The 12,182-nt window shown below is 53.3% G+C and carries 10 protein-coding genes; 5 read left to right on the top strand and 5 right to left on the bottom strand.

What is annotated here, in order from left to right; translation table 11 throughout:
• A partial coding sequence (locus QMP16_RS21625) for a malectin domain-containing carbohydrate-binding protein (RefSeq protein ID WP_282154080.1) occupies positions 1-2,943 on the top strand: 2,943 nt, incomplete at its 5' end.
• Between the two features lie 197 nt (positions 2,944-3,140).
• Here QMP16_RS21625 and QMP16_RS21620 read toward each other — a convergent pair.
• From QMP16_RS21620 to QMP16_RS21600, 5 genes are all read right to left on the bottom strand, one after another.
• A complete protein-coding gene (locus QMP16_RS21620; protein WP_282154079.1) occupies positions 3,141-4,136 on the bottom strand; it encodes an NAD-dependent epimerase/dehydratase family protein in 996 nt (331 codons plus the stop codon).
• On the bottom strand, positions 4,060-4,509 hold the full coding sequence (locus tag QMP16_RS21615) for a dTDP-4-dehydrorhamnose 3,5-epimerase family protein (RefSeq protein ID WP_282154078.1): 450 nt from the start codon (positions 4,507-4,509) through the stop codon (positions 4,060-4,062). The genes QMP16_RS21620 and QMP16_RS21615 overlap by 77 nt, the downstream gene beginning before the upstream one ends.
• Before the next feature lie 35 nt (positions 4,510-4,544).
• The gene (gene rfbG / locus QMP16_RS21610) at positions 4,545-5,681 is read right to left on the bottom strand and encodes a CDP-glucose 4,6-dehydratase (RefSeq protein WP_282154077.1); all 1,137 of its coding nucleotides are present in this window, start codon (positions 5,679-5,681) and stop codon (positions 4,545-4,547) included.
• Positions 5,666-6,448: a glucose-1-phosphate cytidylyltransferase gene (gene rfbF, locus QMP16_RS21605; RefSeq protein WP_282154076.1), complete on the bottom strand. Its 783-nt coding sequence runs from the start codon at positions 6,446-6,448 to the stop codon at positions 5,666-5,668. Before rfbF ends, rfbG begins: the two co-directional genes overlap by 16 nt.
• 224 nt (positions 6,449-6,672) lie before the next feature.
• Positions 6,673-7,848: a glycosyltransferase family 61 protein gene (locus QMP16_RS21600; RefSeq protein ID WP_282154075.1), complete on the bottom strand. Its 1,176-nt coding sequence runs from the start codon at positions 7,846-7,848 to the stop codon at positions 6,673-6,675.
• Between the two features lie 475 nt (positions 7,849-8,323).
• Between QMP16_RS21600 and QMP16_RS21595 the strand changes: the two genes are divergently transcribed.
• The 4 genes from QMP16_RS21595 (at position 8,324) to QMP16_RS21580 (ending at position 12,138) form a co-directional block, all read left to right on the top strand.
• Positions 8,324-9,325, top strand: a complete 1,002-nt coding sequence (locus QMP16_RS21595) for a glycosyltransferase family 2 protein (RefSeq protein ID WP_282154074.1) — start codon at positions 8,324-8,326, stop codon at positions 9,323-9,325.
• 294 nt (positions 9,326-9,619) lie between these two features.
• A complete protein-coding gene (locus tag QMP16_RS21590) occupies positions 9,620-10,231 on the top strand; it encodes a polysaccharide biosynthesis/export family protein (protein WP_282154073.1) in 612 nt (203 codons plus the stop codon).
• A gap of 46 nt (positions 10,232-10,277) precedes the next feature.
• Complete coding sequence (locus QMP16_RS21585; protein ID WP_282154072.1) at positions 10,278-11,636, top strand: hypothetical protein; 1,359 nt, start codon at positions 10,278-10,280, stop codon at positions 11,634-11,636.
• Positions 11,637-11,823: 187 nt separating this feature from the next.
• Entirely contained in the window at positions 11,824-12,138 is a 315-nt protein-coding gene (locus QMP16_RS21580; protein ID WP_282154071.1) for a hypothetical protein, read from the top strand.
• Positions 12,139-12,182: the final 44 nt, after the last annotated feature.

Genomic DNA, 12,182 nt, shown 5'->3' with positions numbered 1-12,182 from the left:
GACGGCACCATCGACATCGACTTCCAGCGTGTCCTCGAAAATCCACTGATCAATGGGATCGAGATTGTTCAGCTCGGTACAACGCCGGTTGCCAGCCTGTCCGTGACCCCATCGACCGGGTCCGAAGACGCAGGCACCCAAGTGACGATCACGGTGACCACCTCGTTCGCCGTGACTGGCGATCAGACCCTCGATCTTGGTCTGAGTGGCAGCGGGATTTCAGCCTCGGACTTCACGACTGCCATCCCGTCCTCGGTGACCATTCCGGGTGGTGCGAACTCAGCCAGCATCGTGCTGAACGTAGCAGATGATGCTGATATCGAAGGCCTCGAAACAGCGACTTTCACAATCTCCAACCCGTCTGCGGGGGTTGCGTTGGGAACCACGGTATCGGGTACGCTTGATATCACCGACAATGATGCGCCTCCGCCCAACCAAGCCCCCAACTTCACATCGTCTTCGGCCTTTGGCATCACTGAGAACACGACCGCCGTCGGTACAGTCAGTGCGACCGACCCAGAGGATGATGCGATCCAGTTCACCATTGTGGGTGGCGCGGATGCCAGCCTCTTTGCAATCGACGCGACGTCCGGGGCGCTCAGTTTTGTGAATGCTCCGGATTTCGAAGCCCCCGCCGATGCCGGTGGCGACAACATCTATAACGTGACCGTCAGCGCGTTCGACGGCACCAACACGGTCACTCAGGACATTGCGGTTACCGTTGCGGATGATCCGAACGAGACCAATAACGGTGCCGCGACCCTGTCGATCAATGCCGGGGTCACCGACGTCCAGATTTCCAACTATGGGAACAACTCGTTTCTTGTAACCAATGTTGGATCAAAGACAATTTCGTCCATCGAAATTGACGTCACAAACGCGCTTTACCCCGACAGCGTGTTTGATCCGTTTGGCCTTGCGGGTGACACGATCTCGAAGCCGATCCAGATCAACACAAACGGCAACACTGGCGTCCAGACACCGACAAATGCTTCCTACATCGGAGCCGGCGGAACTGACGGGTATTCCGGGATTGTGCTCAACTTTGATCCGCAGGTGAACGGCGGGTTCGAGAGCGGAGAGACACTGGGCTTCTCGGTTGATATGGACCCGAACTCCGTTGCCGGATCTCAGAAATCCACGCTTGATGGCGGCTCATCTCCGGCATGGGATGTGGGCGGCGTGTCGGGTGCGGAACTCATCGGGTCTTCGTTCACAATTACATTCGCCGATGGCACCACTGCGACCGGCCAGCTCCAGGGTGATGGATCCCAGGGCGGGTCAATTGGTCTGGCAGATCAGGCCTCTCCGAACACCGCCGTCCAGCTTAGTGTAAATGGCCTTTCTGAAGGAGGGATTGGCACATATGACGCCAGCGGTCCGACTGTCGTTGTCAATGGGCCTGCTGGTGCCACCGCGCGGATCGTTCTGACCAAGGGTTTCATTCAGCCGGTCAACAACAACTTTGCCGAACCGTACAAATCGCAACTTGATGCGCAGCTTGCGGAGCTTGGGCTTGCCAATTTCCCGGCAAACAACGCTGTTGAATTCCAGACTGTGGATGTCGTGCTTGATGGCACAGATCAGGACATAACCAGCCTGTTTGATTTCACGGATGCCGCCCTTTACAACTTTGTCGGCGAAGATCAGCTTCCGCTTGGATTTGTGGCCAGTGTCATCGATACCAGCAACAATGACCTTCCGCTGGGTGCCGTTTCGGCCCCAATCTACCTAGAATACAGCAGCAGCACAACGCCGGTTGCCAGCCTGTCCGTGACCCCATCGACCGGGTCCGAAGACGCAGGCACCCAAGTGACGATCACGGTGACCACCTCGTTCGCCGTGACTGGCGATCAGACCCTCGATCTTGGTCTGAGTGGCAGCGGGATTTCAGCCTCGGACTTCACGACTGCCATCCCGTCCTCGGTGACCATTCCGGGTGGTGCGAACTCAGCCAGCATCGTGCTGAACGTAGCAGATGATGCTGATATCGAAGGCCTCGAAACAGCGACTTTCACAATCTCCAACCCGTCTGCGGGGGTTGCGTTGGGAACCACGGTATCGGGTACGCTTGATATCACCGACAATGATGCGCCTCCGCCCAACCAAGCCCCTGTGATCACGGCGGTGTCTGATCTGGCCGTTGATGAGCTTGAGACGGCGAATGTTCAGGTGTTGGCAACGGATGCGGATGGCGATGCGGTCACGCTGTCCGTGGCGCTGGAAGATTCCGGTGGTACGCCTGTCGCTGGCTACAGCTTTACCGACAATGGTGACGGCACCGGCGATTTCAGCTGGACCACCCCGGATATTGCGCCAACCGGCGTTTACACCGCCACGATCACCGCCTCTGACGGGGTCAATCCGGATGTCACGTCCGCCTTCGACATCACCGTCAACGATCTGGATGCGCCGGTCGGCGGCACAGTTCTGTATCGCTGGAACGCCGGCAGTTCAGATGTGGCCGCAGTGGATGGAGGAGCAGATTGGGTTGCGGACGCGTCGGCTGTTGTGGGTGGGCCCACGAATATCTACACCGGCAACGTTGCTTCTCTGGATTCCGGAGTGGACCCGGCGACAGTTCCAACGGGCTTGTTCACACAGGAACGCTGGGATTCTCCAAGCGGCTCGGAAATGGGTCTTGAGTTTGGCGGTGGTTCCCTTGCTTCGGGCACTTATGCGGTCCGTCTCTTTATGGGGGAAAGCTACTATGACCCGGGTGTCCGGCAGTTCGATGTGCTGGTCGAGGATCAGCTTTTCCTTGATGACCTTGATCTTGCGGCCACCCTGGGCAAGGGCAATGGCGGCGTGTTCGAATGGATCGGAGAGGTGTCCGACGGCACCATCGACATCGACTTCCAGCGTGTCCTCGAAAATCCACTGATCAATGGGATCGAGATTGTTCAGCTCGGCATCACTGAAGATGAGTTCGCTTTCGTATAACTGGACGTCTGAAAACAAGTTTTGCGACAAGTCCGCTATAGTGAGTATTTGAACTGTACCCAAAGTTTTTTCCTCGCGGAAAGACTTTGGGGTTTGCTTTATAACATCACAAGGTCAGCATTCCTCATGCCATCACTTCTCTTGGTGTTATGGCCCTGCGGCTGGGACTCTCGTATCCAGAGACTTGATTGGAGAATTTAAGCGCGCTGCTTGAGAAAAAAAGCCAGTGTCCGCTTGATCTCTGGTGCCAGGTCGTTTCTAGGCGACCATCCGATGCTGCGTAATCGGTTGACGGAAACGTGGAACGGTTTGCGGTATGTATCGCTTCCCTCACCATAAACAACGTCGATCGGTTCAGGCACTCCTGCCGCAATGGCATGTGCGAGAGCGTCGAGCCGAAGCGCCTCTCCTGCTGCAAGGTTCATGATCTGCCCACCTGCCGAAGGCGTTGTTGCGGCTAAGCAAACAGCCTCAATTGCTGCCGGAAATGTCAGAACATCCCGAAAGCTCTTACCGTCGTTGCGCAGTTCCATGTGCCCCTCAGATGCCTGTCGGCACAGGTCCATAAATATAAGTCCCGCCTGATCGGCCAGATCTGCATGCGCAGGAGCGCCAACCATATTTGTGGCCCGCAGCACTACAACTTGGCTACAGCACCGATGAGCCGCAATTCTTTCTTCGACCAAAGCGTGCGTCTCGCCATACGGGTGAATTGGGTTTAGGCCCGTATCTTCTGAATAATCAGGCGCGCCTGATGCGCCATAGACATGAAATGTCGAAAAGTGGATGATGCGTTCTGCCTGGCCAGCCTCAAGTAATGCAAGACACGCATCAATTGTCTTCAATGCACGCTCTTTTGCGCCGTCAGGGTCGGCTGCGGTCTCTTGGGCACTGGGCATGGCCAGGTTGATAATTGTATCGAATAATCCTGACACCGGCAGCGTGCCATCGCGAGCGGAATCGAATTGCACGGGCTGCACAACTCCAGAAGCAAGCCAAGCTGCCCTGGCTGGGGGTCGGGAGCGATAAGTTACTGTCACGGACCGGTCTGTTGCCAGCGACTCAGCTAAGCGTGACCCAAAATAACCCGCGCCTCCTATCAGGAGCGCGTTTGCATCAGCCATGTTTAAGGTCCCATGAGTAAGGAATTTTGTCAGTAAATGGATCCATACGATCGATTTCTTCGGGATCATGCGCGTGGGTCGGGCAATTTGCCACGATGGCCATTTGGTCTCCATAGCCTTTGAATCCGTTCCAAACCATCGGCGGAACGGTAACGAGGCAATAATTCTGTTCTCCCATGAATATCTCCTGAATCTCACCTCGTGTGGGAGAGCCCTCGCGGTCATCATAGAGTACGAATTTGATCATTCCGTGCACAACGGCGTAGTTCAGGGTCATGACTTTGTGGATATGCCAGGCTTTTATGGCATCAGGATAGATGCAGCTAAAATAGATTTCCCCAAAACCCTGGAAGTGCGGCGCGTCGCTTCGCAGCATATGCATAATTTTACCGCGTTCATCAGGGATTTGCCTCAGTGGGGTGACAACTACACCGTCGATCATAGGAATGTCCTTATTTTAGAAATTAATAAAGGGAATCAACTGGCCCAAGCGACCTCTTGGCTAGCAGCGGCGTTAACGTAGAAAGCGAGGTCTGCAAGCGTTTTGGAACGTGGCGCAATGGTGTTGTTAAAGGTATCACGATACCAAGACGCAGTCAGGGCTACTGCTTTCTCGAAATCCAGTACCGGAGACCAGTCCAACTTGTGGTAAGCGCGTTCGACTGACAGGCCCAGCAAAGCGGCTTCATGATGTGCGCTGCCATCGTTCGTATGTGTCCACGTGCCCGGCCAGTGCGTCAAAAACTCTTCAATCAGCGCCTCAACAGTCCTATTTGCGTTGGGCAAGGGACCAAAGTTGAATCCTTCACTGGCATCGACCGGTGTCGTTACGCGCGCGGTTTGGCATTGCCCGGCCAGAAGTGCGCCAAGCCATAAATAGCCGCTCAATGACTCCAGCACATGCTGCCATGGCCGGGTTGCAAAGGGGTTGCGCACATGGATCGGTTGATTTGCCATCAGAGACCTGGCGCTGTCAGGCACGATACGGTCGGCAGACCAGTCGCCCCCACCGATCACGTTCCCGGCTCGCCCAGACGCTACACGTACGCGAGAGTCGCCGGACATGAAAAACGACCGGCGATAAGCGTGAATCGCGATTTCAGCGGCACCCTTGCTGGCACTATAGGGATCGTACCCTCCAAGCGGATCGTCTTCACGATAGCCGGACAGGACTTCTCGATTTTCATAGCACTTGTCGGATGTTACAAGAACGCATGCGACGGACTGGTTCAACCGCCGAAGCGCTTCCATGACGTTCACAGTGCCCATGACGTTAGTCTCAAAAGTGGTGACTGGCTCGTCATAAGACAGTCGCACGAGCGGCTGAGCCGCCAGGTGGAACACGTAATCGGGACGTGCTGCATCAATCGCCGAGACCAGCATATCCGGGTCGCGCACATCTCCAATGATATGCGTGATGCGTTTTTCCAACCCAAGCGCTCTAAACATCGTTGGGCCATCATCCACCTTGTCAGAGTAACCGGTGACCGAGGCCCCCATGGCCAAAAGCCATTCGCAGAGCCATGATCCCTTGAAGCCGGTATGCCCAGTTACGAAAACTGAAGTCCCCTCGTAGCCGCCAGCGAACAAGCGCTGCTTCACCAAATTTTCCATGGTGCCCGCCCAGAAGTCCACAAATCGTTGAGCAAAGTATGTTCCCGAGGCGTATCCATCGGCTGCCAAAAGCCGTTGTGCGGAAACATCATTAGTTCGCTGTCGGCTGTCAGTTTATTCATGGGGTCCACCTCAAGCACAAGATCTTCCCGATCATCGAGGTAGTCATCAAAAATATTTGGGTTCATGACGAAGAAGCCGCCGTTGATATAACCGCCGCTAACCTGAGGCTTCTCGTTAAAAGACTGGACTGCTCCGTCGGCAATTGCCAGCTCACCAAAACGGCCCGGTGGATACACGCCGGTAAGTGTTGTAGTGCGACCGTGGCTTTTATGGAATTCAATGAGTTTTGACACGTCAACGTCACCGACGCCGTCCCCGTAAGTCAGGCAGAAAGGTTCATCGCCGAGGAACTCACGTGCGCGCCAAACGCGCCCCCCGGTCAGAGTGGCGTCTCCAGTATCAACGAGCGTTACGCGCCAATCCTCAGATCGATCGCCGTGAAATGTCAGCCGTTCAGGACCGGGCGAGGATAGATCAACAGTAACGGGCACTTGTTTGGCGTAATACCCAAGGAAATAGTCCCGAATGATGTCCCCTTTGTAGCCAAGTAGTAACACAAAATCATTGATCCCAAAACTCGCGTATATCTTCATGATATGCCACAAGATCGGCCTGCCTCCGATTGGCACCATTGGCTTGGGCAGGGTCTCTGATACCTCCCGCAAACGAGTTCCGCGCCCGCCGCACAAAATGGCTACTCGCATATGTGTAACTCCAACTAGCTATTAATATTACAAACACCACCTTTCATTAAAAAGGAAGTGATATCCTCTGCCTAGCCAAGCTATGAGCTTTGAGGAGCTTGGTATCCGCCTTCGACCGCCGCCATCGTTGAATCTGTGAAGTAGTTCTGTGAAATTGGGAAGTCCGTTGAGGTCTGGCGGATCTTTTTGAAAGAAGAAAAGTAAGCACCGGATGACGACTGCCCTTAGACGTGAAGTTCTAAAAGATCGAGATCAACATAATAATCATTAAGGGCGTTCTGTGGTTCAAACACCAAGGGAGTATGCTTTCCGTCAAGAGTGTTTGTCAGTGTTATGAAATACCCTCGATCAAATGCGTCATCGGCAAAAAACTCTATAATGTTCGGACGGTCTGAGAAGATCATATTAGCCAAACCGGCACCATGGGGCGCAACAATAGTCTTAGCTTCTGAAAATAGTTTAATTTTCTCGCGCACTTCCAGCTTTTCCGCTTCAATAACTTTAAAGCCCCGGGTTTCCAGAAATTCGGATACTTCGTCATCATTCAGTATCCTGCGATTGCCAGCCGAACGCCTTGTGACATAGATTTTTTGGTGTGGTTTTGGGCGAACAGGAACAATTGAATCCAGGATTTGATTTCGCAAACAATCAATCGCGCTTTGAGAGGGGACAAAACGATGCCGCGTTGGCGATCCAATCAATAGCCGTTGGACTTTGACACATTGGTCTCGGATATCGATGAAGGTGCCCGGATCGATTCCCAGTATCTTAAGATATTCTTGTTGCCAGATTGTGGGCAAGCCAAAAGACAGTATTCGAGTACCAGATGTGATGGCTCCGCAGTTCTTGAGTTGCAGATATGTTGCGCAAGAATCCACTAGGAAATGGTAGTGATTTCTCCACCAGTGCATTGAAAAGATGTAAGCCTCTTCGAAGTCACACTCGTTTTCGCGCGCGCGCTTGAGAGCTTGTCGGCGGCCAGCCGGATTGAGCCTCCAATGTTTGCCCTCAACTGTTGGTGTTGGGTCGGCCAGCGTCTCCATGATAACCCGGTTGGGTTTGGCGGGATCCACGACATGAGGCAGATTCACACCGGCGTTTTCAATATGAAAGAAATATGGACGGGGTATAGCTTGCGGCGTGTAATGCAGGCTCAGTTGCCTGAAGCTGGTACAGGGGTTGTCTTCGGACAGGACCGGCGCGTAAATCTGGTGGTTCCCAAAAAACGTTACATCGTAATCAAGCAGCGTCCGGTTGAGCGACTGCATCGGAATTTGCTGATCCATCAACCACGCATCTGTGAAGATCCCTCCGGCGGTTAACTTCAGCCGTTTCAACTTTTTATACTGAGTGGGCATTTTTTGGCGCATCAGCGCCAGGGGAGACTTAAAATTTGTCATAAGCGTCGATCCGAGCCTCATAAATTCCTGTGTCCAACATAATTCGCTGAGGGGGTGAGCGTTCCGCATCTATCGATATCGGGAGGCGAACAATACACATTTGGTGGCAAAAAACCACTGCACTGAAGATCCGGTCAAAGACACTCATCCCGAAAATCGGCTGGCCCTCAATAAGTGGCGTCCCGGGTCCTGCCGGTGAGCTGATCGCCATTGATTTCACTAAAAAACCTATGATCAAGAATTGGCCTTAATATAATGCTGAGCTGAGGTCACAGTATGTAAGATTCGATAGCGACGAAGGGTTGTTTGTAAGAGTTAAGGCACATGCGACTGTGTTTTCCAACTCACAGAGCTTAGTTTTGCCAAAGCCTGGTGTCGATCAGAGGTGCCGCAGTCATCCTCTTCATACGAAGCTAAGGTGCCAATAAGTCACCAAATCAATGGTTGGCGACGTTTTGTTTTAAGATTGGATACAATGAATTTCTTCGATCCATTTCCCCCGCCCACCCGACCCGGGACTGTTGGGTTGATCGGCACGGTCAAGGATGAGGGTCCCTGGCTGATCGAATGGGTTGCACATAACAAAGTGCTGGGTTTCGACGAGATTGCCGTTGCCAGTAACGATTGTTCCGACGGCACGGACCTGATTTTGGACCGTATGGAAGAAATGGGGCTGCTGACCCATATAGACAATCCCGGCCCGTACAAGCGCACAATCCAGATGGATGCCTATTATGCGCTTCAGGATCTGCCCGTCATGCGGCAATGCGAATGGCTTATGCCGATGGACGCCGATGAGTTTCTGGTGATCAATATCGGGGACGGCACTGTTAAGGCGCTGATTGAAGCGGGCGATGGGTGTCACCGTATTCCGGTCCGCTGGCGCATTTTCGGCGACAGCAGCATTTCCGGGTTTGTTGACCCGCCGATAACCGAAAAGCTGTTTCAGGCTGCGCGGCGGGACGACCCGCAGAACGCCTATTTCAAGGCTCTTGTCCGGGAACACCATAACTTCGAGATGAATGTCGCACTGACGACAACCTGGAGACCGCGTGCCCGGTTTGGTCCGTATCGCCTGCAAAAACTGAAGTACTACTGTGACGGAGAGATCATCGAGCTTCCTCAGGGCGGCCCCTATGGGGGCGTGATTGAGCCGGTCAGACATCACGGTGCGCAGAGCAAGACGGCGCAAATCAATCATTATTCTGTGCGCACGCGAGAGCTGTGCCAGATGAAACGCCACAAAGGCGACGTAAACAACAATCAGGCGACCTATGGTACGGACGCATATTTCAACCGCCTTAACCTGAACCACGAAGAAGACCGGTCTGCGCTGCGCTATGCGACACAGAGAAACGCGCTGATGCAGGAATGGCTTTGCGATCCGCGGCTCAAAGAGCTGCAGCAGGAAGCGGTTGAATTTACGCGTAACCGGCTTGAAGTGCTTGCCGGTGAGCGGCCTGAAACGATTGGGTGATTTTGAATTGCGTCAGACGGCAAAAACTCACGCGCCGGATCGCAGGACAGGGGCACTGGCGTACATGCAAAAGGCGGTCGATCCGTCAGATTCGAGCTATCCACGGCCGTGGATTAAATCCGTGCGGTTCAGGATCAATTGTTTACAGAAATCATCCGCAAGCCGATCCGAACCCCGGAACCGTGATGTAATCAATACATTGACACTGCGAATGTGGCTCTTCGTTGCCTTGTGGATTGTTTTGCCAAGGCAATTTTGCGACAGTTATTATTAATGGCGATGGAGGCGTCTACTATGAAGTTCTTTAATCTGATCTCCTTTGTTGTGGTTTTTCTGATCAGTGCCGTATCGGCCAATGCACAGAGTGACTACCGCATCAGGCCAGGTGATGTATTGCAAATCGAAGTACTGGAAGACCCCAGTCTCAACCGGGCGATCACCGTTCTACCAAACGGTCAAATCACTTTCCCATTTGCTGGCAACATCAGTGCTGGTAGCCGGACCGTAAGTCAGGTGCAGGCCTCATTGCGTCAGGGACTCAGCTCCAATTTCACGTCTCCTCCAACGGTTTTTGTCGGCGTGCAGCCGTATCAGGACCCCTTTGCATCGACACAAACAGCAACCGGCCCAACGATTGACGTCTATTTTGTCGGCGAAGTGAATAACCCAGGAGTGGTTCAGGTCGAGAAAGGTACAACCCTACTGCAGGCAGTGGCCGTCAGTGGCGGTGTCTCGAGGTTTGCGGCGATCAAGCGCATCCAGCTGCGCAGAACCGACCCCCGCACACGCGTCCAGCGGGTAACAATTCTAAACTATAAGGCTCTGGCAAACGGAGCCGTAACAACGGATATCGAGCTTAAGGATGGTGATGTTATTCTGGTCCCGGAACGACGTTTGTTCGAATAGCGAACCCAGGCAAAAGGGAAATCGTTGTACTGTGCAGCGAGGGGGGGTGGCTCTCGTCCTTTTTTGCTGCGCGGGCGTCGTGGTTCGCGCGCAGACCGCGCCTGTCACAGAGAACGCACCGCCAGGGTTACTTGCTACATTCGAAGTTTCCCAGCGCCTGGAATACAGCGATAACCCAGATCTGGATGTCGATGGAAATTCAGATTTTTATGGACGTACCGTCCTGGGTTTTGGCTTGGAAAGCGTTACAGATATCCAGACCTTTACGCTGGATCTTGGCACCGATATCGAAGAATTTCGGGAAGATAATCCAAATACGTTCGACTTTACGAACACGTTCGCGTTGCTGTCATACAACAGGACAACCCGAGACGCCTTTTTTGATGCCGATGCGCGATACCGCGAAGTCGATACCGACACCACGCTGTCTGACCGAGATTTCGATCAGGACGGCAATATCATCAATCAGGATGACGGCACGCGAGTAAGCTATGGTTTCACGTTAGGGGCGGCCGTCGGCGAAGAAGGGCCTCTGGGGGCCAACTTCGATTGGGATTACAACGAGATCAGATTTCGGGATACCACTGACCCAGGCCTCAATGACAACACGTTGAACGACGTATCAGGCCAGATCGACTTCCGCATTAACCCACGCATAACGCTGGCTTTGACCGGTGGCTACAGTGACTTCACCACCGAGGCCGAAAACGGCACGAACCGTGAAACCAAAAGTCTTGGTCTGGCTACCGCACTGGAGGTGAATCCGGTTCTGACGGTAGATGTCGGGCTAAGCTACGACCGGATCAAGCGGACCGGTGCTACAAATCGCGATGATGATGGCATCAGTGGTGAGGTCGAATTGACTCGAACGATGCCCAACGGCACCATCGGGCTTCGGTATGCGTCGGAGGTTTTTGCCAACGCTGATGGCCGGCGGTCTTTCCTGAGCTTCAGCAGAGATATGGATCTGCCCCGCGGCGCTTTGGCTTTCTCGCTTGGTGTGACTGGCACGGATGCGATTGGTTCGGATCCGTTGATTGAGGTCGACTACCAATATGATTTGCCCGCTGCGCAATTGAGCTTTGGATTAAGTCAGCGGGTCGTGGTCGACGAAGACGACAACGAAAACATCAACACCTCTTTGCGGGCCGCGTATGATCAAGAGATCAACAACCTGTCCAGCTTCGGATTCAGCGTGGATTTTTTTAATCGCAACGAATTGGGTGACGACAGCAACGACAGCCAGCGGCTTGATGTAGGATTCACCTACCGCCATGATTTGACCCGGGATTGGGGGCTGGAAAGTGGGATCACACATACTTTGCTGACCGAAGAAGATGATCCGGACCGCTCCCGTACAACTCTCTTTGTGGGGCTGGAAAGATCTTTCACCTTCTCGCCCTGATTGGCCTCGCCTGCATCTATGAGGGCAGGTGGCAATGGTGAAGCATTATCCGGGTTTCGAAACTTCAGGTTCCCGTCTGTAGGCGGGACAGATTTAACCGCAAAACCTGATAACGTGCCCGTTCAAATAGACTTTTAGGGGCATATCCGCTATTGTTCGGACTATAATATTCAGATGAGGACTATTCATGCCAACCTTTAAAGCCGGTGTTCTGGCAAGCATTTTTATTTTGTCTGCGTCGATTATTTCAACCGCTCATGCGGACACAGTCGGGTGCTACCACTACAAAGATGAAGTGTACGATTCCTATAAACCGTCCGACTGGAAGAAGGTCGCCGCTGACCTGAAAACATGGCTGTCTACGCATGGCAAGCATCATCCTTATTACTACACGATGCAGAACAAGCTCGTGGATGCCGAATACAATCTGCAACAGTCAAAAAAATCCGGATACCACAAGAAGAAGCGTAACAGATGCAAGGATGATGTAAGTCCCAGTTAAACCCGACAACGGTCGGCCGGGTGTCTTGTTCGTCATCGAAAATC

The sequence above is a fragment of the Ruegeria atlantica genome (genome assembly GCF_947495585.1).
Taxonomy (GTDB): Bacteria; Pseudomonadota; Alphaproteobacteria; order Rhodobacterales; family Rhodobacteraceae; genus Ruegeria; species Ruegeria atlantica_G.
Note: the sequence above shows the minus strand (reverse complement) of the source record. Positions and strands in the feature narration are given on the sequence as shown.